The organism is Streptococcus sp. 29896 (assembly GCF_032594915.1).
GTDB lineage: Bacteria > Bacillota > Bacilli > Lactobacillales > Streptococcaceae > Streptococcus > Streptococcus suivaginalis.
The window spans coordinates 156,413-178,582 of the sequence record NZ_CP118733.1 but is presented as its reverse complement, the minus strand read 5'-3'; the positions used below and the strand labels follow the sequence as shown (position 1 = coordinate 178,582).

At 45.1% G+C, this 22,170-nt stretch carries 14 protein-coding genes; 4 read left to right on the top strand and 10 right to left on the bottom strand.

Annotation, left to right across the window (positions count from 1 at the left end):
* Positions 1-122: 122 nt before the first annotated feature.
* Positions 123-1,468 (top strand): IS3 family transposase gene (locus PXH68_RS00950; RefSeq protein WP_316715577.1). Its coding sequence is split into 2 segments (ribosomal slippage): positions 123-564 and positions 564-1,468, totalling 1,347 coding nucleotides; the frame shifts between segments, so codons are not numbered across the junction.
* A gap of 74 nt (positions 1,469-1,542) precedes the next feature.
* Here PXH68_RS00950 and PXH68_RS00945 read toward each other — a convergent pair.
* From PXH68_RS00945 to PXH68_RS00930, 4 genes are all read right to left on the bottom strand, one after another.
* Positions 1,543-2,169: an NAD(P)-dependent oxidoreductase gene (locus tag PXH68_RS00945; protein WP_248028548.1), complete on the bottom strand. Its 627-nt coding sequence runs from the start codon at positions 2,167-2,169 to the stop codon at positions 1,543-1,545.
* Positions 2,170-2,296: 127 nt separating this feature from the next.
* Positions 2,297-2,716 (bottom strand): Rrf2 family transcriptional regulator, encoded by a 420-nt coding sequence (locus PXH68_RS00940; RefSeq protein ID WP_248028547.1) that lies wholly within the window; start codon positions 2,714-2,716, stop codon positions 2,297-2,299.
* Positions 2,717-2,730: 14 nt separating this feature from the next.
* Positions 2,731-3,798, bottom strand: a complete 1,068-nt coding sequence (gene dinB, locus PXH68_RS00935; RefSeq protein WP_208562478.1) for a DNA polymerase IV — start codon at positions 3,796-3,798, stop codon at positions 2,731-2,733.
* Between the two features lie 92 nt (positions 3,799-3,890).
* On the bottom strand, positions 3,891-10,307 hold the full coding sequence (locus tag PXH68_RS00930; protein WP_248028546.1) for an endo-alpha-N-acetylgalactosaminidase family protein: 6,417 nt from the start codon (positions 10,305-10,307) through the stop codon (positions 3,891-3,893).
* Between the two features lie 266 nt (positions 10,308-10,573).
* Between PXH68_RS00930 and pflB the strand changes: the two genes are divergently transcribed.
* A complete protein-coding gene (gene pflB, locus PXH68_RS00925) occupies positions 10,574-12,919 on the top strand; it encodes a formate C-acetyltransferase (protein WP_158456003.1) in 2,346 nt (781 codons plus the stop codon).
* Positions 12,920-12,958: 39 nt separating this feature from the next.
* On the opposite strand, the gene PXH68_RS00920 is transcribed toward pflB, so the two are convergent.
* From PXH68_RS00920 to PXH68_RS00905, 4 genes are all read right to left on the bottom strand, one after another.
* Complete coding sequence (locus PXH68_RS00920) at positions 12,959-13,558, bottom strand: CHAP domain-containing protein (protein ID WP_398582972.1); 600 nt, start codon at positions 13,556-13,558, stop codon at positions 12,959-12,961.
* 314 nt (positions 13,559-13,872) lie between these two features.
* The gene (locus PXH68_RS00915) at positions 13,873-14,412 is read right to left on the bottom strand and encodes a DUF1697 domain-containing protein (protein ID WP_248028544.1); all 540 of its coding nucleotides are present in this window, start codon (positions 14,410-14,412) and stop codon (positions 13,873-13,875) included.
* Positions 14,409-15,350, bottom strand: a complete 942-nt coding sequence (locus PXH68_RS00910; RefSeq protein WP_248028543.1) for a serine hydrolase domain-containing protein — start codon at positions 15,348-15,350, stop codon at positions 14,409-14,411. The genes PXH68_RS00915 and PXH68_RS00910 overlap by 4 nt, the downstream gene beginning before the upstream one ends.
* Positions 15,347-16,078 (bottom strand): CppA family protein, encoded by a 732-nt coding sequence (locus PXH68_RS00905; RefSeq protein WP_248028542.1) that lies wholly within the window; start codon positions 16,076-16,078, stop codon positions 15,347-15,349. The genes PXH68_RS00910 and PXH68_RS00905 overlap by 4 nt, the downstream gene beginning before the upstream one ends.
* Before the next feature lie 272 nt (positions 16,079-16,350).
* Between PXH68_RS00905 and PXH68_RS00900 the strand changes: the two genes are divergently transcribed.
* A complete protein-coding gene (locus PXH68_RS00900) occupies positions 16,351-18,618 on the top strand; it encodes a Xaa-Pro dipeptidyl-peptidase (RefSeq protein WP_248028541.1) in 2,268 nt (755 codons plus the stop codon).
* Between the two features lie 37 nt (positions 18,619-18,655).
* Here the strand turns inward: PXH68_RS00900 and PXH68_RS00895 are convergent, their stop codons facing one another.
* The gene (locus PXH68_RS00895; RefSeq protein WP_248028540.1) at positions 18,656-19,822 is read right to left on the bottom strand and encodes an SIS domain-containing protein; all 1,167 of its coding nucleotides are present in this window, start codon (positions 19,820-19,822) and stop codon (positions 18,656-18,658) included.
* 163 nt (positions 19,823-19,985) lie between these two features.
* Between PXH68_RS00895 and PXH68_RS00890 the strand changes: the two genes are divergently transcribed.
* Entirely contained in the window at positions 19,986-20,285 is a 300-nt protein-coding gene (locus PXH68_RS00890; protein ID WP_158456014.1) for a YbaB/EbfC family nucleoid-associated protein, read from the top strand.
* 39 nt (positions 20,286-20,324) lie between these two features.
* Here PXH68_RS00890 and PXH68_RS00885 read toward each other — a convergent pair whose 3' ends face one another.
* Complete coding sequence (locus PXH68_RS00885; protein ID WP_248028539.1) at positions 20,325-22,088, bottom strand: glycerophosphoryl diester phosphodiesterase membrane domain-containing protein; 1,764 nt, start codon at positions 22,086-22,088, stop codon at positions 20,325-20,327.
* Between the last annotated feature and the right edge of the window lie 82 nt (positions 22,089-22,170).

The following is a 22,170-nucleotide window of genomic DNA, read 5'->3' as shown; positions in this document are numbered from 1 at the left end:
ATTGAACTCAAAATATTTTTCATCAAATACCTTGATAGGCTTGACAAATGGTAGAAAAAGCCTAGGAATGAACTGCACCCCAAAAGTTAGACACAAAATCTAACGATTGGGGTGTTTTTCTTATGAAATTAAGTTATGAAGATAAACTAGAAATATATGAGCTGAGAAAGAGTGGCGTGTCGTGGGTCAACCTTAGCCAGATATACAAGGTCACTATTGCCAATCTCACATACATGATAAAACTCATGGATCGATATGGCGTGGAAAGCGTTGAAAAAGGTAAAAATAGGTATTATTCACCTGAATTAAAGCAAGAAATAATGGATAAGGTCTTGATTCATGGGTGTTCTCAACTCTCAGTTTCCCTTGATTATGCCTTGCCAAATCGAGGAATGCTTCCCAATTGGATAGCACAATACAAGAAAAACGGGTATACTATTCTTGAAAAACCAAGAGGGAGACCGAGCAAGATGGGACGTAAACGCAAGAAAACCTGGGAAGAGATGACGGAATTAGAGCGCCTTCAAGAGGAAAATGAACGTCTTCGAACTGAGGTGGCCTTCCTAAAAAAGTTGAGAGAACTTCGCTTGAGGGACGAAACACTAGTGCGCGAACAGCAGAAACAATTAGAGATATGGTCCAAGGAGGATTCCGACTAGACCTCCTACTTGCGACAGCTAAAATGCCTCGCTCAACTTATTATTATCAAGTCAAGCAACTGGAGAAACCCGACAAGAACAAAGCCATTAAGGCTGAAATTCAAGCCATTTATGATGACCATAAAGGTAATTACGGCTATCGTCGGATTTATTTAGAACTCAGAAATCGAGGTTTCTTCATCAACCACAAAAAGGTGCAGCGCTTGATGACAGTCATGGGCTTAGCGGCTCGTATTCGTCGTAAGCGCAAGTATGCTTCTTACAAAGGTGAGGTGGGTAAGAAGGCTGATAATCTGATTAAACGTCAGTTTGAGGGATCTAAGCCTTATGAAAAATGTTATACCGATGTGACGGAGTTTGCTTTGCCTGAAGGGAAACTCTACTTATCGCCTGTTCTTGACGGCTATAATAGTGAGATTATTGATTTTACCCTGTCTCGGTCACCTGACTTGAAACAGGTTCAAACCATGCTTGCGAAGGCTTTTCCAGCAGATTTATACAGTGGGACTATTCTCCACAGCGATCAAGGTTGGCAATACCAGCACCAGTCTTACCATTACTTTTTGGAAACCAAAGGCATTCGACCATCCATGTCCCGCAAAGGGAATAGCCCAGATAATGGGATGATGGAGTCTTTCTTTGGCATTCTCAAATCTGAAATGTTTTATGGACTCGAGACATCTTATCAATCACTTGATGAGCTTGAAGAAGCTATTACAGATTATATTTTTTACTACAACAACAAACGAATAAAAGCAAAATTAAAAGGACTTAGTCCTGTCCAATACAGAACTAAATCCTTTCAATAATTATTTGTCCAACTTTTTGGGGGCAGTTCAGAATCCCTAGGCTTTTCACTTGAAACTCATCCAAACGACACTTACTAACCGAGAACTGACAAACGGACCTGATTGTGCTCGAAATTTTCCGCCAAATCCAGCAAGGCGAGTGCATAATCACGATAAGAAATGTAGCTTTCACCTTTTTCATTGACTTGGAAAACCTCACCCGCTAGGGTGTAAACACCTGTCTTTTCACCAGTTGCATCGAAATCTGCTGCTGGACTTAGGTAGAGCCAGTTGACATCCTGTGCTTGGCGGTAGATTGCCAAGCCCTCTCCCATTGCTTCTGCAATCGGAAGATACTCAACTGGAAAATCTGGACTATCTTTCAAGGCAAGTTGACCGGTTTCATCAAGAAAGAGACTACCCGCTCCACCGACAATCAGCAATCGAGTTGGACTTGCTGCCAGGAGAGTGGTCAAGTGCTCTGCCAACTGACTATGCTGCGGCAAGGTCTCAACTGTCCAAGCACCGAAGGCATTGATAACAAGATCAAAACCAGCCAAGTCTTCTTTGGTAAGAGCAAGAGCGTCTTTTTGGATCACTTCCTGGGCTGCACTCTTGTTTTCAGAACGGACAACGGCTGTCACCTGATGACCACGTTCTACTGCTTCTTTGGCAATGGCTTGACCTGCTTGACCGTTTGCTGCGATAATGGCGATTTTCATATTGATTACCTCACTTGTTTTGTTGTAATGTTTTTGTTTACAATTATTAGTTTATACCATGTTCGTTGTAATGTCAAGTGTTACAACTCAAAAGTTTAAAAAAATCATCACGAGGATGATTGAATACCTATAATTCTGCCAATAAATCAGCAATTGTTGTTTGTCCCAACTCTTTTTCCAGAGCCGACTGGGCATTTTCCAAACGGCTATCTAGCAGGGGATGAATCTTACGACCAACCTGACAGGCTGGATTGGGTTGTTCATGAAAGCCAAAAAGTTTCCCCTTTTCTCCAAATAACTCTACAGCCTGATAGACATGAAAGAGGGTAATTTTGTCTGGAGCTTGGGCCAAACGTGCACCACCTACACCACGCGCCACCTGAACCAATCCAGCCTCTTTCAACTGAGCCAGGATATTGCGGATGATGACTGGATTGACACCTACACTGCCTGCAATGCTAGTACTGGTCTGTTTTTCCTTGTCTCCCTCCAAGGCTAGCAAGACCAGAATGTGGCTGGCAATAGTAAATCGACTGGATATCTGCATAGCAGTCCTTTCTCCTATTCTATAAAATTAGTAAGGGTCACTCCTAAAAGACGAATCCCCTTTGCTGGTTGGGCAACTTGGTCAAACATTGCCCGAACTTCTTTTTCAATCTGCTCCATCTGATTGATTGCTTCCGTAAAGCTATGGCGCTTAGTCAAGGTTGTAAAATCGCCGTAGCGGATTTTCAGCACAACTGTTCGTCCCTTTTTATCGTGTTTATGTAAACTTGTAGCAACCCGCCGGCAGAGACTGATTAATTCTTTTAAGGCATCCTCTTCCCGATAGAGCAACTTGCCATAGGTCCGCTCTTTACCGATGGACTTACGAATGCGGTTAGCTTTGACGGGTGAGTTGGAAATCCCACGCGCCTTGCGATAAAGGTCATAACCAAAACGACCAAACTGATCGATTAAGACCATTTCTGGGATGGCTAAGAGGTCCTTGCCTGTATAGACTCCCATTTCTTGCAAGCGGGCGACTGATTTTTTTCCAACGCCATGAAACTTTTCCACAGGTAAACCCGACAGAATCTCAACTGCCTCTTCAGGCAAAATCAAGGTTAAACCCATTGGTTTTTTCATATCAGAAGCAATTTTTGCTAAAAATTTATTATATGATACTCCAGCTGACGCTGTCAAATGCAATTCATTCCAGATGTCATATTGGATCAACTTGGCAATTTTGACTGCAGAACTGATCCCTAGCTTGTTCTGGGTCACATCCAGGTAGGCTTCGTCAATCGACATGGGCTCGACCAGATCGGTATAGCGCCGAAATATGGCACGGACCTGCAAACCGACTTCCTGGTATTTGTCATAGTTTCCCGAAATGAAAATAGCCTGTGGGCAACGCTGATAGGCTTCCTTGCTGGACATAGCTGAGTGAATGCCATATTTTCGTGCCTCGTAGTTACAGGTGGAAACGACTCCTCTACCGCCCGATTTCCGAGGATCCCGTGCAATCACGACGGGCTTGCCCTTAAGTTCAGGATGATCTCGTTCCTCTATGGCTGCAAAAAAGGCATCCATATCGATATGGATGATTTTTCGTGAACGATCATCAATCAATGGGAACTCTAGCATCCTGCCCTCCTTCTCTTTATTATAAACTATCCTGTCGGATTTGTGTTTTTCCAAATTCAAAAAAGAGAAAGGAAATCCTTTCTCTTTTGAGCTTATTTATTGCGACGACGACGGCTTGCTAAACCGAGGCCTGACAACAAGCTTGCAGTTCCCATTACCAGAAGAGCTGTTGATTCAGCAGCTGCTGTGTTTGGTAAGGTCTTCGCGTTTTCACTTGTTTCTTTCTTGTTTTCTGCTACTTTTGCAGTTGGAAGTGGTACTTTCTTCGTTAACAAGTCCCCTTCATAAGCTGGAATGAAATGGGTCAAGCTTTCATTCAGAACCAAACCACCTTCAAAGGCTGGAAGTGGCTCAGCATAAGCTGGCTCTCCCTTAGCAGTCACAAGTTCTTCTTCGGTTGTAGTGCCGGCGTCTCCTCCAGTTGTCTCGCCAGTATTCCCAGCATCCCCGCCGGTGTTTTCGCCTGCGTTGCCAGCGTCACCGCCAGTCGTTTCACCTGAGTTACCAGTATCACCACCAGTCGTTTCACCTGCGTTACCAGTGTTATCTGTATTTCCAGTAGTTCCACCAGTTAGACCTGCCAACCAAGTTTCCAGCATTTGAACAACTTCATCTATCGTTGACTGATCTTTGCTTTCAATCGCTTGGGTAGCCAACTCGAACAATTCAGCAAGTTGAGCTGTCTGAGTTTCATTGAGGCTTGTTTGATCCAATCCCTCTGCGTCTGCTAGCAATTTCTCAAGCGCTGCAGTATTGAGGGTTTGCTCACCACTTGCATTACCACCTGTTGAGTCACCAGTTGTTGAACCACCTGTATTGTCCGTTGTTTCACCGTTTGTTGTGCCAGTATTGTCGCCAGTTGTAGAGCCACCTGTGTCTGGTTCAGCACCGTTCAAGCGTGCAACTGCTGCTGCCAAACTTGTCTCTGTCAAAAGGTTGGCTGCTTCAACTCGTGCTACATAGGCTGCTACTTGGTCTGCCAAGACAGTTTTACCAGCTGTACGAGCTGCTTGTAAGGCTGTTTCATAAGCAGAACGGTCTAGCTCTGCCTCTTCTTCAACAGGCATCAAGAAGCGGAATTCAGCTGCGGACATGAAGTTGTTGACAGGGTTACCGTATGATTCCTTACCTGTGATAGACACGCTTGCGATACGGATTGGTGTCTCAAATTCGATACGTTTGGTTTGACCATTGTTTGCCCAATCTCTTGCTGTAAAGGTATGGGTTTGACCTTGGTCATCGGTCACCACCAAATCAAGGGCCTTCAAGATGCCGTTTGGACCAGATTGGCGTGGTACATACTCAAAGGCAGTAATCAATTCTGGCTTACGGAGACGGAAGGTTGCAGGAACATTGATGGTTGGAGTATTCCAAGGTGTGTGCCATAGAGTTGACGTATCTCCGTCAAAGGCTTTGAGCAAGTCTTCCCCTTGTTGACTTGGAGCATTTGGCACAACAATATCATCTTTAGTCACCGCAGTCTTACGGATTGTCAAACCTTGACGCGCTTGGTTGACCGCATCAATCAAGGCTTGCGCTTCTTCAATGGTCACATCTTCTGAAACAGAACCAAGGTTGAGAAGAGCATCCTTGTATGGTTTCAAGCTAGACTTGGTGTAGGATTCATCCAAAACTGGTGTGTTGATATTGTAGTAGTTCATAGCTAACATATGACCTGTCAACTCGACTTCTTCAATCACCAAATTATCCAACATAAAGTCGTTGTAGCCACGGAAGTTGGCATTACCTTGGGTATCTCCCTTGGTATCACCAGGACGACGTGTTGAGAAGATACCAACCCAGCTATCGCCAGATGCTGCACCCGTTACAAGGAAGTTAGCCTTACCAGGTGTCTGGCTATTTTCCCAAGTGTTGTTCAATGGTGTCAACAAGAGGCTACCTGAGCGGCCATTGTACTTGCCTTCACCGATGGCAAATGCATAGGTACCATTTGAACCAGCTTCATAATCAAAACTTACACGGTAGGTCTTACCTGCTTCAAAGCGGAAGTTTTGTGGAATAGTTTGGTAAACCAGACGGTCGCGGGCAGTCAAGCCATTTGTCTTCAATGACCAGTCGCCTTCGATAACATCGTTGACTTTCTTACCATTCCAACCACGTTGGGTATATGGTTCGTGTTTTTCGGACAAGTGAGTACGGTTGTCCTCAACGCCTTCGATACCACCAATAACAAATGGGAAGATACCTTGTGGTACATTTTCAAAGTCTTGACGGAAGACACCTGTGCTTGTATTGTGATTGCCACCAAACATGCTTGAATTATTTTCAAAGATGCGGATTTCGTCGAAGTAGGTTGCCGCTGCATCCCCTTCTCTTGAAAGGGTCAAGCGAACGTTGTCCACATTGTCTCCTGTTGTAAAGAAGACATACATGTTTTGGAAGTAACTTGTGTTATCAACAGTCGCATTGCGCTCCAGGGTATTGTGGGCATATGCTTTGACATAGTTGAGGGCAATGGACTCTTTAGTGTAGTTAGAAACAGCTTCACTGCCATTGTGAACCGTGATGGTTGCCTTAGCCTGGCTACGGTTATCCACACCAACATAGGCTGCGTAGCTTGTATTTGGTTTCAAGCCAGTTAATGTTTGGGTCAGGCTAACTGTCTCTGTGTTACCTTGGATGCGCAACATGTCGTTGGCACCTTGGGATTTCACGATTGTTGCCTTGCTTTGGTCACCAGTAATGTTCCAGTGAGACAAGCTACCTGAGTTGAAGCCTTGGTCATAGATGTGCATACCATCGCTCCAAGACACGTCTGCGTTGGTCTGTTGCGTACGGTAGAGTACGTATGGCATGTTGGCTTGAAGGTCCAGCGTGATGCGGCCATTGCTTACTTGGATAGCTTGTTCTTCTACTTTTCCAAGCTCGGTCAAGCGATAGAGGTAAAGCGTACCGGTGTTCCAACCTTCTGGCATATCCCACGTAGTTGCTCCAGCCTCTTCGTTGAAGTAGTACATCTTTTGTTTGTCATTTGCCAAATCTTTACCGTTGGCATCCCAGTTCCAAGGCACCAAGTAAGCTGCACCATCTTGGATCTTGCGACCATTGAGGGTTACTGTCCGTTGACGGTAGCCAGCATTGTTGACATCATTTGACTTACGAGTCAAGACCAGGGTATTGTCAGACTTGTCTTTCAAAGTGATTTCCATCTCTGGTGTCCAAGTATAGGTTTCTCCGTTGTCCGTCATACGAACAGGGTCACCATTCTTCCAGTTGGTTACTTGGAAGTGTTGGATATACTTGGTCATCAGGTTGTTGGCAAACAAGTTGGTAATGTAGCCATTGTAGTCGCTACGTCCTTGCCAGCCTTCGAAGTCTTTCATATCGTAGCCGCCAAGCAATGGATAGTTGGCAGCGCCACCGTAAGCTGGGTAGTCACCAACCCACGAATCTTTTTGGTGGTTACGGATAAAGCGAGCGATGTTTGAGTTGATCCCTTTCAGAGTGTAGCCACCGTAGGTCAAATCTGCTGCCCAGTGCTGGAAGGTTGAATCATACTCACCTGCATAGCCCCATTCAAAGGCAACACGCCAATCTTGGGCATTGATTTCCTTAGCGAGTACGTGTGTCTCCCAGGCATTTTCACCACCTGCTTGTCCATTGCCCCAAACATCGACATAGATGAAGTCAAGGCCTGCACCGAGGGCTTCTTTCAAATCTTCCCAACGTTTCAAACGGTTATGGGCAAGATCATAGTGACCACTGATGTTGATTCCTTGGTCAATCCAGTTCCAGCCGTAAGCGTAGCTACCGTTTTGGCCACGACGCAAGATTTCTTCACTGAAGTATTTGGATTCAGGATAGGTTTCGGATGCGTTCACGTGGATACCTAATTTTGCACCATATGGTTGGGACTTTTCAATCAAGGTCTTGAAGTCTTCCACCCCACCAATCCGTTTACCAATATCTGCATAGTTCAAGTGGCCAGAGTCATGACCTTCACTACCATAACCTTTCAAGAGGATGCTTTGTCCCAAGCCATCTGTATGAAGAGCAATTTTCTTAATACCATCCAAGGTCATCAAGAATGGGTTTTGAGCCTGTGATCCAAAGTTCATGGCAATCCGGTAGGCAACCAGTTCTGGTACAGATTCAAATCCTTTCGGATTATTCATGATGTCACGGTAAGCAATGGCACCATCCTGCCAATCAACTTTGTTGTCATTGTTAGCATCAGCTGTAAAGACAACTTTTGCACTTGGCTTATCGAGTGTATACTCTGGATAGACGACGCCATTATGGGCACCTTGCCATCTCCATGGAGAAGAAGCAATACCCAAATGAACACCTGTTTCACCATCAACTGTATAGCGATGACTATTTGTTGTCAAGCGTGTAAAGTCACTTGCACCACCACCATAGCTATTTTGCGAATTACTCCAAACTGCCGCCGCAAATTGATCTGTTGATACAAATCCATACATGTACCCTTGACGTTGATAATTTGCACCATCTTGCAATTGGATATGCTCATCACCTGTACGGTGGGTGTGAGTTGACATGCGGCTTCCATCAAATTTGGCATCTGTTTGATGGCTAGCTACGGAAACCAAATTATTTTCATCAAAGGCAATAGTTTGAATCAACTTGGCAACATCATCAATGGCTGCGCCATAAGTCACTTGGTTGCGGTTTGTAACTTCCAATACATCAAAGTGAAGTTCTTTTCCTTCCACCTTGATTTGAACTTTGATAGAAGCATTGATTTTGTTCGCTTCATCCACAACATCCAAGACATAGTGAGCTGTCTTGTCATCGACTTTGTTATAGGTAACAGTTGGTGTCACCTTCACATTGTTGATGCGTAGTGAGTTGAGAGAATGGACTTGGCCAAATACCTTGTTTCCGTTGAAAGTATATTCTCTAACACGAGGGAAGGCACGGTCAATCTTGGCAGTTAATTCACCTGAATTAAGTTCATCATATTCAACTGCTGCATCATTCACCACAAATGCTGTTGTTGGGGTTTCCTCTTTGTCATCTGCAGGCGTCACACCTGTTTGGTTGTCCGCCTTGATATCAATTTTGGTCAATTCAGAATTGTAGGTTCCCAATTTCAAAGCAACACGTTTTTCAGCTGCCAAGGCTTCTTTCACAGCTGTCTCTAGGTTCAATGTGTCAAATAATTGCACGTCATTGTTGGTCGCATTTAGCTGACCGTCAGCCTTATAAGAAATAGACAAGGTGTTGCGGCTATTTTTTGCTGGTGCAGTTGTGACTGTCCGTTCACGGAGCCAGTTTCCTGTACCATTGACTTTATACTCCCAGAACCAACCTAAGTTGTCGTAACCAACAAAGAGGAAGTTATTTACATCTTTGTATTTGACAAAAACCCCAAAACGGCCTTGGTTGGTTTCGGAACGCTCTACAAATTCCAAGTTTACATTGACATTGCCTTCTGAACTTGCTTCCAAACCAGCTTTTTCAAAGACAGCAATATTTGCGGCATTATTGTTTTGAGCTGTTGAAGAAAGGGCATTGTAGCGAACGCCACCTTCTTCCTTGATGGCAACAGTTCCTTTAATAGTTGAAGTAGAGGTCCACTCTGGTTGAATATCAGCTGGTGTCGGTGTCTCTTCAACTGGTTGTTCATCAGTATTTGCTTCATCGCTATTGAGACCAGTTTGGTTGGTTACCTTGACATCCACAATGGTTCGGTCTGCACTGTAGCTGGTTACTTTCAATTTAGCAGCATTGCTCGAACGAAGATCTGCCAATACTTCTGCCGGAATTTGAATAGCATTGAAGAGAGCTGTTTCACGGTTATCTGCTGACACGATGGATGCAGACAACTGGCCCCCTGTAGTCAGATTGACATTGAGACGGTAAGCCGTATCTTTCACTGGCTCATCCACACGTGTGCCACTATACCAAGTTCCACCATTGGTAGCCACAGGAGACTTGTACTCCCAGAACCACCCCTGCTTATCATAACCAACCAGAATATGTTTGGTGTGGCTCGTATGGTTCAAATACACCCCAAAACGACCTTTTTCGGCATCTGAACGTTCGATCAGGTCTAGGGAAATCGCTGCACTGCCATCTTCGTTCATCTTCAAATCTGGACTAGTAAATGTACCTGTTGAAGCGCCATTATCTTGGCCACTAACAGAAGACAAGCGGTTGTAACGAACACCGTCTTCTTCACGAACTTCAACAGTGCCTGCTGGGTTGGAGCTTGCAGTCCACTCTGCGACAACTGTTTCTGTTGCATTGGCTGCTGGCGCAAAGTTGATTTCTGGAGCTACTGCTGCTTCATTAGTTTCTGGCGCAGCACTCTCTTCGACCACCTCTTCAGCCGCGGCTTCCTCCGCAGGTGCCAGAACAGCTTCTCTGGTAGCACCTTCTGCTAAGGCAGTTTCCTCAGCCTTGATTTGAGCACCAGAAAACAGGCTCATTCCAACAATGACCGATGCTGCACCAACGGTTAGTTTTCTAATTGAGTAGTGATTTTTCTTAGAAAACAATTCTTTCGAATAACTTCTCATTGTTTACCTCCTTATGATATGTTGAGAAAGTTGGTTTATACAGCTTCATTTTACAAAAACGCTTTCACAATGTCAATATGTTAACATGTTTTATATTTTTTAAATTTGATTCTCCTTGCAAAGAAAGATTGAGACTATTTTCACAATTTTTGAAATCTTTTACCACACTTTTCATTTATTTTCAAGTATTTTGACCTTGAAGAAAGTGCTTACACATGATATAATGAACTATGTGAATAAAAAAACTATTTTGAAGGAGAACCCTCATGTCAACAAAAGTAAAAACTAAAAATGTTACTGAAGACATTTTCGCCCAGGCCTGGGAAGGCTTCAAAGGTACAGACTGGCAAGATAAAGCTAGTGTCACTCGCTTCGTTCAAGCCAACTATACGCCTTACGATGGAGATGAAAGTTTCCTTGCTGGCCCAACTGAGCGTTCGCTCCATATCAAGAAAATCATTGAAGAAACAAAAGCTGGCTACGAAGACACTCGCTTCCCAATGGACGTAGATCGCGCTACTTCAATCGCAGATATCCCAGCTGGTTTCATCGATAAAGAAAACGAACTCATCTTCGGTATCCAAAACGATGAACTCTTCAAATTGAACTTCATGCCACGTGGTGGTATTCGTATGGCTGAAACAACTTTGATCGAAAACGGCTATACCCCAGACCCACTTCTTCATGAAATCTATACAAAACACGCTACAACTGTAAACGATGGTATCTTCCGTGCCTACACGGCTGACATCCGCCGTGCTCGCCACTCACATCACGTTTCTGGTCTTCCAGATGCTTACTCACGTGGCCGTATTATTGGTATGTACGCTCGTTTGGCTCTCTACGGAGCTGACTACTTGATGGAAGAAAAAGTAGCTGACTGGAACGCGATTACTGAAATCGATGAAGAGTCAATCCGTCTTCGTGAAGAAATCAACATGCAGTACCAAGCATTGCAACAAGTTGTTCGCTTAGGTGATATGTACGGTGTTGATGTGCGCAAGCCTGCGATGAATACCAAAGAAGCAATCCAATGGACAAACATCGCCTTCATGGCAGTCTGCCGTGTTATCAATGGTGCGGCAACTTCTCTTGGTCGTGTGCCAATCGTTCTTGATATCTACGCAGAACGTGACTTGGCTCGTGGTACATTTACTGAATCAGAAATCCAAGAATTTGTTGATGACTTTGTATTGAAACTTCGTACAGTGAAATTTGCTCGTACAAAAGCCTTCGACGAAATCTACTCTGGTGACCCTACTTTCCTTACAACATCTATGGCAGGTATGGGTAACGATGGTCGTCACCGTGTTACCAAGATGGACTACCGTTTCTTGAACACACTTGACAACATCGGTAACTCTCCAGAGCCAAACTTGACAGTTCTTTGGTCTGACCAACTTCCATACGCTTTCCGTCGCTACTGTATGGCAATGAGCCACAAACACTCTTCTATCCAATATGAAGGTGTAACAACAATGGCCAAAGACGGTTACGGTGAAATGAGCTGTATCTCTTGCTGTGTGTCTCCACTTGACCCAGAAAGCGAAGACAAACGCCACAACATCCAGTACTTCGGTGCGCGTGTTAACGTTTTGAAAGCCCTTCTTTCAAGCTGGAACAACGGTTACGATGATGTCCACAAAGACTATAAAGTATTTGACGGCGTTGAGCCAAACACTTCTGAGATCTTTGACTACGATCAAGTTATTGAAAACTTCGAGAAAGCCCTTGACTGGTTGACTGACACTTACGTTGATGCCATGAACATCATCCACTTCATGACAGACAAGTACAACTACGAAGCGGTTCAAATGGCCTTCTTGCCAACTCACCTTCGTGCAAACATGGGCTTCGGTATCTGTGGATTTGCAAACACTGTTGACTCCTTGTCTGCTATCAAGTACGCACAGGTTAAACCAATCCGTGACGAAGATGGTTTCATCTACGATTACGAAGTAACAGGCGACTTCCCACGTTACGGTGAAGACGATGACCGTGTAGACGACATCGCGAAATGGCTCATGGAAGCATTCTTCACTCGTTTGAACAAACATAAACTCTACAAGAATGCAGAAGCCGCAGTTTCTATCTTGACCATCACTTCAAACGTTGCTTACTCTAAACAAACTGGTAACTCACCTGTTCACCGTGGTGTATTCCTCAACGAAGATGGCTCAGTTAACACTTCTAAAGTGGAATTCTTCCCACCAGGTGCTAACCCAACTTCTAAATCACGTGGTGGTTGGTTGCAAAACTTGAACACCCTTTCTAAGCTCAACTTCAACCATGCCAACGACGGTATCTCATTGACTACTCAGGTTTCTCCAAAAGCACTTGGTAAGACCTTCGATGAGCAAGTATCAAACTTGGTAACCATCCTTGACGGTTACTTCGAGCAAGGTGGCCAACACGTCAACTTGAACGTTATGGACTTGAACGATGTTTACGAGAAAATCATGGCTGGTGAGGATGTTATCGTTCGTATCTCTGGATACTGCGTAAACACCAAATACCTCACTAAAGAACAAAAAACTGAATTGACACAACGTGTCTTCCACGAAGTTCTTTCAATGGATGACCACGCTGCTGAAGTTTCAGGTCAAGCTTAAGAACAAAAAAAGAACACTCCTAATGAGTGTTCTTTTTTACTAATAAGCTGGAGGATAAATGTAGGAAACACTTCCCTGGTATACTGTCGGTGTAAACCATCCACGATAGTTGTCAATCCATTGCTGACCGTTATAGTTGGCTTCCAAAACCTGGATTTGCCCCCACTGATTCACTTCTGTCACGTAGGCAACGTGACCATAACCACCATCATCCCAAACCACAATCGATCCAACCTGAGGCTGACTTCCAACAAGGAACCCTTGCGCAGCAGCATTACGAGCCCAATCTGCAGCATTGCCCCACCAGTCACCTGCCCAGCCAGTTAATTTCTGCACAGCCCAGGTACATTGACCCACAGGGTAATTGATACCTGCTTCATAGGTAAAGCCTGGCAGGTAGTAATCTGAGGTAGCTGTTTGCACTTGTTGAGCGGTGGCTGTCACTGTCAAGACTTGACCAGGCAACAACAAGCCATAAATATCCATTCTATTGAGTTGGGCAAGTTGGTACATGTCCATTCCAAACTTGGCTGCAATAGCAGATAGGCTGTCACCATATTGAACTGTATAGCTTGTCTCCTGACTGGCAGACGGACTAGCTACCCAGTTATCTGCAACCTGTAAGACCTGTCCAGGCAATAAAAGATCATAGATGGTCATCTGATTGGCTTCCGCCAATTGATACATATCCATCTGGTGTGCCGCAGCAATGGACGAAAAGGAATCGCCTGCCTGAACCTGGTATTCCGCTGCTTGAGCAGTCAACCCCGAAATCAAACCTGTTCCCAAGAGAAGACTGCAGAGGCTCATTTTTTGTTTCATAGAATCTCTCCTTTACTTCTCTTCCACTCTATCACGCTAAAATCTCAAGCAAATTGAAAACTGATGACAATTTGATGTCAGGAATGTGAAAAAGGAAAACAGTCACAAGTCGTTTCCCTTCATTTTCTTCTTTATTTTTCCAAAAACTCCGCCAATTTGACAAAGGTCTTGTGATTGCGGATGGTTAAACTCTTGTAGAAAACCTGATGGGCAAGCTTCTTGTGATAAGCTGTTTGCAGATAGGAATCCTCATCATATTTGCCCCAGTAAAGAGCCTTTTGCCCACAATGAACAATCTCCTCTCCCAAGTCCAGCTGGCTCACCCAGTCTTCAATCAGAGTCTTCTGGCTCCTATCTGTATAGAACAGGACATCCTTCCGAGCCATGCCATCCTCCCACCAAGTAGGGAGCTGCCCTACTTCTGTCGCATAATCCTCAGCACTCAAAAGAGAGAATGCTTCAACAAAGGGATAGTGACTAGCAAAGAAGTCGTGAAAGTCCGCCACAATCTCCTCTAGCTCCTTTTCCGTATCAAAGAAGAGATTGCCGCTGTTGATGTAGGTTTCAACATTGACACAGCCCAAATCTGCCACTGCTTGACGCAATTCAGCCATCACAACCTTATTACGACCGCCAACATTGATCCCTCTCAGCAATAGCACATATCTCATTGTCCCTCTCCCTCCAAGACCTGACGAATCAGAGCCATAACTTGGTTTCGATCCAACTTCCACTGAGCTCGCTCATCCTTGTCAAAGGTCCGGTTGGAGAGGAAAATCGCGGCCTGTTGCAAGGGACGATTGTACATGATAAAGGTTCCCGTATAGCCCGTGTGGGACAACCAATCACCCTTCTTATCCCAGGCCAACGACCGCTTGCGCTTGTCATCAAAGCCATAGTCCTGAGTCAAATCTGCAGCAAAATTCTCAGTTAGATAGCGCTCCAAAAAGATTTCCAAATCCCTGACCGTCGAAAAGAGGCCTGCACTCCCTGCATGAAGCCCCAAAACACGCGCCTTAGGATCATGCACCACACCTGCCTTGACGCCACGCACCGTCGGCACCGCCTGACTGACTGGTCCAAAGGAGGTTTGGAACATACCAAAGGGCTCTAGAACGTCTCGACTAATCAGCTGGTCTAGACTGTCTCTACCCAGTTCCTCCAACAAAAAGCCCAGCAAGAGAAAATTAATGTCAGTGTAGAGGAAATCTTTCTTATCCGTTACGGTAATCTTCAAAATCGCTTCCTTGAGCTGGTCGGCGTCCAGACTATCCCGATTGGGAATGAAGGGATCGATACCACTAGTATGGGTCAATAATTGCCGAATGGTAACCTTACTATTCTGAAAGGCTGGATAATAGGACTGCAAGGTCCGATCTAGCTCCAAAGCTCCGCTATTAACCAGAAAAGTCGCAAGAGTCCCTACTCCAACCACCTTGGAAACAGACGCCAAATCATAGGTCAAACCTGCCCCAACTGGCGTATGGCCATCCTGGGTCCCTAGATAGTACTCCTTCCACTGGCCCTTAGAAAAAAGAGCCAGACTGGCACCAGGATAGACTCCTTGCCCAATCTGCTCTGAAATCTTGTCTAAAATTGCTTGTCTCATTTTTCAAACCACAATTCAATGCCACTTAGGTCCCTTGTCTGAATAAAACGCTCACGCTTGTCCTTGAAATATCCAGCTGACAAAACTGCTTCCAGGGGAGCCCAGTCGAAGTCCTGTCTCACCGCAAAACGCAAGCTATCTAAATCCCAAACTTCCTCAGCTGGTGTCTGCAAATCATCACCCTCTGCCTGTTCGAAACGAACAAGCTCCTGATCTCCCAACAGTTTTTGGTAAAAGGCTTGACTAGCTACCTGATCAGGAGTTCGCAGTACAACCTCCTCTACCAAAGCCTGACTGAAACCTACAAAGCCTTCTTTAGAAGCAAAAGGATAGGGAGCCAGTATTTCAACCAAATCCTCACGGCTCTCTTCGCCATGAATCAAGAAGCGGTCTCCTTCTGGTGATAGACATTCAAAAGCAAGGCCACGTTTTCCTTTATACAATGTTGAATAAGAGGCACCGGTAGCCAAAAGCGCTTCAACCTCTTCTACCTGTGCCACTTTCAGCACTAGAAGAGCCAGTTTTTTCAAGCCCTTAACCTGATGGGTACGGGCACTAGGTGATTCCATCAAACTCAAGACCAATTCTTTTGATTGGTGGCTTGAAAAATCAGCAAATGGTCCATCTTCTAATAGGGTCTTCAAACCCAAATTTTTCTCGATAAATTCTTGATTGATAGCCCGGTTATTAACACGCAAAACAGGGACTACATGCTTGTCTCGTAACATCTCATACTCCTCAATACTATACCATACTATTGTAATGGAAAATGTCGAATTTTACAAATAATATATAAAAATCGACTTCCGTTTTTTCTAACTTTTTGACCTCATTTTGGCAAATCTGTCCCAGGTTTGAACAAGTTCCAATTTTCCACACAAACGATACTTGACAAGCCTCGCTACTTTCTTTATGCTAACAGTAGCGTGAAAACGAAGTAAGGACCATTCTATCAACAATGGTCTCTAAAGTAAAGGATTTATACAAGAAAGGAACATGTATGCGTTTTAATGCCTATTCCTACATTACAAGCCCCCTGGGTCAGATGATTGAGGAACTCCACCAGATTGGCTTTACTCTGGATTCTCAAGTTTGTCCTAAGGTCACTCTCGAAACCTTTGTCAGAAAGTGCCAGTTCCTGACAGCAAACACCGACTTTGCCCTATCCAACATGATTGCGGATTGGGAGACAGATCTCTTGACCTTCTTCCAATCTGACCGTGAGCTGACAGACCAGATCTTCTATCAAGTGGCCTTTCAGTTGCTAGGCTTCGTGCCTGGTGTAGATTATACAGATGTGGAGGAATTCCGCAAGTCCAGCCAGTTTCCTATTGTTTATGGAGACGTTATCGACAACCTCTACCAGCTGCTCAATACCCGCACCAAGTCTGGAAACACCTTGATTGACCAGCTGGTCAGCGACGACCTAATCCCAGAGGACAATCGCTACCACTTCTTCAATGGCAAATCCTTGGCAACCTTTTCGACTAAAAACCTTATTCGTGAGGTGGTCTATGTCGAAACACCTGTTGATACGGCGGGGACTGGACAGACTGACATAGTCAAGGTTTCCATTCTCCGTCCTCACTTTGACGGGAAAATCCCTGCGGTGATTACCAACAGTCCCTATCATCAAGGAGTGAACGATGTAGCCAGCGATAAGGCCCTGCATAAGATGGAAGGCGAGTTAGCACAGAAAACTGCTGGTACCATTCAAGTCAAGCAGGCCAGCATCATCAAGCTAGACTTGGACCAGCGGGACCTGCCTGTCAGCCCTGCTACTGAAAAACTGGGGCACATCACTTCTTACTCCCTCAATGACTACTTCCTCGCTCGCGGCTTTGCCAGCCTCCATGTGTCTGGTGTCGGAACGCTGGGCTCGACGGGCTACATGACATCTGGCGACTACCAACAGGTGGAGGGCTATAAAGCGGTGATTGACTGGCTGAACGGTCGCACCAAGGCCTACACAGACCATACTCGCTCGCTTGAGGTCAAGGTCGATTGGGCCAATGGTAAGGTGGCGACGACAGGACTATCTTATCTCGGTACCATGTCCAATGCCTTGGCAACAACTGGCGTGGACGGATTGGAAGTCGTTATCGCAGAAGCAGGTATTTCCTCTTGGTACGACTACTACCGTGAAAACGGGCTGGTGACCAGCCCTGGCGGCTATCCTGGCGAGGATCTGGACAGCTTGACCGCCTTGACCTACTCCAAGAGTCTGCAAGCAGGGGACTTCCTCCGCAATAAAGCAGTCTACGAAAAAGGACTGGCGGCAGAACGTGTTGCCCTGGACCGCACCAGCGGCGACTATAATCAATACTGGCATGATCGCAATTATCTGCTCCACGCTGACAAGGTCAAGTGCGAGGTGGTCTTTACACACGGCTCACAGGACTGGAATGTCAAGCCGATTCACGTCTGGAATATGTTTCATGCCCTACCAAGCCAGATCAAAAAGCACCTCTTCTTCCACAACGGTGCCCACGTGTATATGAACAACTGGCAGTCTATCGACTTCCGCGAGTCCATGAACGCCCTGCTCAGTCAAAAACTGCTGGGCTACGAGAGTAACTACCAACTGCCAACGGTCATCTGGCAGGACAACAGCGGTGAGCAGACTTGGACGACCTTGGACACCTTTGGCGGCGAAAACGAGGCTGTCTTGCCACTAGGTACTGGAAGCCAGACCATTTCCAATCAGTATGCCCAAGAAGATTTTGACCGCTACGGCAAATCTTACCCAAGTTTCCACCAAGACCTCTATGCAGGCAAGGCCAACCAAGTCAGCATCGAACTGCCTGTAACGGAGGACCTCCTGCTCAATGGACAGGTCACGCTGAAACTCCGTGTAGCTTCTAGTGTAGCCAAAGGCCTCTTATCTGCTCAGCTATTGGACAAGGAAAATAAAAAACGCCTAGCCCCGATTCCAGCACCGAAAACGCGGTTGAGCCTGGACAACGGCCGCTACCATGCCCAAGAAAATCTGGTGGAGTTGCCTTATGTGGAGATGCCGCAACGCTTGGTAACCAAGGGCTTTATGAACCTGCAGAACCGCATCGACCTGATGACTGTCGAGGAAGTGGTGCCAGACCAATGGATGGATCTGAGCTGGAAACTGCAGCCGACCATTTATCAGCTGAAAAAAGGCGATGTCTTGGAGCTGATTCTCTACACCACTGACTTTGAGTGTACTGTTCGAGATAGTAGCGACTGGACCATTTCGATTGATTTGGAGCAGTCTAGCCTTCATTTGCCATATTAAAAAAGAGCTTCCTCTTATGGAAGCTCTTTTGGCACGCTTATGGCAGTGGGTGAATGATAACTCCCTGTACGACACGGTTGACTGTGCCAGTTGGTGATGGTGTATCTGGCAAGTTTTTGCACTTGAGAGCTGCCATCACGGAGAAAGTTTGGGCAAAAAGGATATATGGGAAAGTCAAGAAGACATCTGGTAGATTTTCTCCGCCAGAAGCCAAGACAAAGTTAGCTGCTTCTGTACCTTCCAATTGGCTCGCAGATAGAGCCACGATACGCGTAACAATGCCATCACCGTACACCTCATTGATCAAATCAACATCGTATTGACGGGTGTATGGATCGTTGGATGTGAACACGATGACAACCGTTTTTTCATTAATAAGAGACTTTGGTCCATGACGGAAGCCAAGTGGTGATTCATACATGGTGGCAATCTTACCAGCTGTTAACTCCAAAATCTTCAGCTGAGCTTCATGCGCCACACCGTAGAAACCACCGGCACCAAGATAAATAACCCGTTCAAAGTCTTGACCGACCAATTCTTCCACATAGTCTTCACGGTCCAAGACATCTTGTCCCAATCTAACAATCGTCTCCACCCAAGCAGCTTTCTCTTCTTGGCTAGCTGGCGAGAAGACAAGTAGAGCAGTTAGGGCCATGCAAGAGTATGAACCTGTCATTGCAAAGCCCTTATCGTTTGAACCCGCAGGTTGCAAGAGCAGGAGATTTTCTTCATCACCTGCAGCTGCCTGCGCCAATTTGCCCTCTGGAGCACAGGTAATAGTCACTTGATAAAGTTTATCAACGATTTGTTTGGCAACTTCTACTGCCGCCACACTTTCAGGTGAATTTCCGCTGCGCGCAAAAGAAACCAAAATCGTTGGAAGGTCAGCTTGCAAGTAGTCATAGGGTCTGCTCACCAATTCAACTGTCCCAACTGTTGTGAAACGAATCGATTTCAAATCATTGACTTGGTTTAAGTAGTTGGCAATGGACTGACCAACAAAATCAGATGTCCCTGCACCTGCAAAAATAACATGGACAAAATCATGACGTTCTTTGATCGCTCCGATAAAACGCTCAATAGCCTCTAGTTGCCCTTGATATAGTTCATGCGCCTCCTTCCATAAACCAGGTTGTTGGAAAATTTCTGGCACTGTAATGCTAGCGCCCAGTCTCTCCAATTCTTCTTTAGCTAAACGAAACATAGCTCCTCCTTTGCTGGTTATAACCAGTTTTTCTTTTATTATACTACGCCCACCAGTAAAGGTCAATAGAAAATAGGTTGATATATTGTATTCAAAAAGCGTCTATTTCCCCCTGACAGGAAAAATGGTATAATACAGTATTAGCATTTAGGAGGACATGAAAATGATGAATATGCAACAAATGATGAAACAGGCACAAAAACTGCAGAAACAAATGGAAAAGAGCCAGGCGGAATTGGCTGCCATGGAATTCACAGGTCACTCTGCCCAAGAACTCGTTTCTGCTACGGTTACAGGGGATAAAAAATTGGTAGCTGTCAGCTTTAAACCAGAGGTCGTGGACCCTGAGGACCTCGAAACCTTGCAGGATATGACTGTCCAAGCTGTCAATCAAGCCTTAGACTTGGCAGACCAAGCAACCAAAAAAACTCTCGGTGCCTTTGCAGGAAAATTACCATTCTAAATAACAAGAAAAAACGGACAGTCGTCCGTTTTTTTCTTGTTACCCTTCAAATTGGTAGAGGAGTTTTTGGAATTGAACCAGGAAAAGGTCACTATAAGAAGTATTCTCCTGAAAGTTCTTCATCAAGTCTTGCATTACAGCCAGCTGGTCGGTGATAATCCCATCCACTTGCAACAAGATCATTTGAGTCATGGTTTCTTCATCGTTAGGGGTCCAAGCATAGACAGATTTTCCATGCAGCCAGGACTTGACCATAAAGTTTTGGTCCAAAGAAGAATATTCCATAGTATAACCATCCGCAAGGGTCTGTGGATAAATCGAGTTAAAGGGCAAGATAAAGAAAGAAACAAGGGCTTCATCGTATTCCTTTACCTCGATAATGGTTTGATAATCCAGCGACTGAATCTGGTGCCCCTTGTCTAGTAGGCGTTGCCCGTATTTTTCTAGGAAAGTTTTAGTCAAATCAGGGGAATCTTGGTCTGTTACCTTGATTTCTACTAGCAGTTTCTGCCCCAGCTGATCTGCCTTGTCCAAGTAAGCATCGAAAGAAGGAACCGGACTGGACATGCCGTTTTCTGAAGCTGTCATCTTAGTCAATTCTGCTAGAGTGTAATCATGGGTCCCTCCTGGATTGCCTGTGAGGGCCTGAAGGTCTGTATCGTGCATAACGACAAACTCAAGATCCTTGGTTTCCTGAATATCCATCTCAACAAAATCAGGTGATAATTGGGCAGTCTTTTCCAAGGAGTCTAGGGTATTTTGCACTCCGTTCGCATTGTCAACACCCCTGTGGGAAATCGTGATAGGCAAGGTTTCCAACGGATAATAAAAGGTCACCGCCCCTTGAATCCCATAATAAAGACTCGCTGTTGCAACAATTGCCAGACGAAGTCGGTGACGTAGGCGCTTACGACGATAGCTCGGCAAATGTTTGCCTGTCACCAAGGTCACAAACTTGGTCATAAACAAGGCAATGGCACTGTAAAAAGCCAACCGCAGCAAGACATAATGGACTATGACCATCGGATAGGCCAAACCCGGAACAAATCGTTCCACCAAGACCTGAACAGTATAGAAACAAAGACCACTCAAGAAAAAGAGCAAGGTCGATTGTAAGATAATGCCAATCAAGGAAAAGAAATGTCCTACCTGATTCCGACCACTTGTCTTGTCCCAAGAATAGCGAATGGACTCTTTCACACTTCGGTGCTCAAAGTAAACCTTTGGAATGGCATACATCAGTCTAGATGCCAACCAGAAAAAGACCAGGAGGGCTAACAAAAAGAAGAGGCTGACCAGCAAGATATTGGTCAAGTAATCGACGACAAACTCAGGAATGACCAGCTTGTTAAAATAATAGATATTCAGAAGCCGCCTCAAAAAAGGCAATAATATGACGGCATAAAAGAGCAGGAAAATCAATTTTGGAAGGCTGATATGTCGCAAAATCGCCAACATACTCCTGCCCACATCCCGCAGATAATCAGGTAGGTGCTTCACATTTTGATCCAGTAACTGCCAGACTCCTGTAAACAAAAGGGCCAGCTCCAAGTAAGCCACGAAGATATTGGCAACAAACAAGAGGAGGAACAAGAGAGTTACAAAGCCATTTTCTGAAAAAACTGCCAGAGCATTGGTCGGTGATAGATAGGCGTGACCTGTCAAACTCAGAAGCGCTTCTGCCAACCAAGAATTTAAGGGAATCCATATAAATTCCATAAAAGCAAAGGAGGAGGCAAAGAGGAGGAGGATCTTGTCTAGATTGTAATAAATTTTCTGAAATTCTCGTCTTATTCGTTTCATGAATCTAGTTTCCCACAATTCAAATGCTTTTGCAAGACCTTCTTTGTGAAACAACTTGTTTTTTTGCAAAATTCTGATATAA

Excerpts from the sequence above, each read along its gene's own strand:
- PXH68_RS00945 (WP_248028548.1), bottom strand. The coding sequence starts at position 2,169 with ATGAAAATCGCCATTATCGCAGCAAACGGTCAAGCAGGTCAAGCCATT.
- PXH68_RS00940 (WP_248028547.1), bottom strand. The coding sequence starts at position 2,716 with ATGCAGATATCCAGTCGATTTACTATTGCCAGCCACATTCTGGTCTTG.
- dinB (WP_208562478.1), bottom strand. The coding sequence starts at position 3,798 with ATGCTAGAGTTCCCATTGATTGATGATCGTTCACGAAAAATCATCCAT.
- PXH68_RS00930 (WP_248028546.1), bottom strand. The coding sequence starts at position 10,307 with ATGAGAAGTTATTCGAAAGAATTGTTTTCTAAGAAAAATCACTACTCA.
- pflB (WP_158456003.1), top strand. The coding sequence starts at position 10,574 with ATGTCAACAAAAGTAAAAACTAAAAATGTTACTGAAGACATTTTCGCC.
- PXH68_RS00915 (WP_248028544.1), bottom strand. The coding sequence starts at position 14,412 with ATGAGATATGTGCTATTGCTGAGAGGGATCAATGTTGGCGGTCGTAAT.
- PXH68_RS00910 (WP_248028543.1), bottom strand. The coding sequence starts at position 15,350 with ATGAGACAAGCAATTTTAGACAAGATTTCAGAGCAGATTGGGCAAGGA.
- PXH68_RS00905 (WP_248028542.1), bottom strand. The coding sequence starts at position 16,078 with ATGTTACGAGACAAGCATGTAGTCCCTGTTTTGCGTGTTAATAACCGG.
- PXH68_RS00900 (WP_248028541.1), top strand. The coding sequence starts at position 16,351 with ATGCGTTTTAATGCCTATTCCTACATTACAAGCCCCCTGGGTCAGATG.
- PXH68_RS00895 (WP_248028540.1), bottom strand. The coding sequence starts at position 19,822 with ATGTTTCGTTTAGCTAAAGAAGAATTGGAGAGACTGGGCGCTAGCATT.
- PXH68_RS00890 (WP_158456014.1), top strand. The coding sequence starts at position 19,986 with ATGATGAATATGCAACAAATGATGAAACAGGCACAAAAACTGCAGAAA.
- PXH68_RS00885 (WP_248028539.1), bottom strand. The coding sequence starts at position 22,088 with ATGAAACGAATAAGACGAGAATTTCAGAAAATTTATTACAATCTAGAC.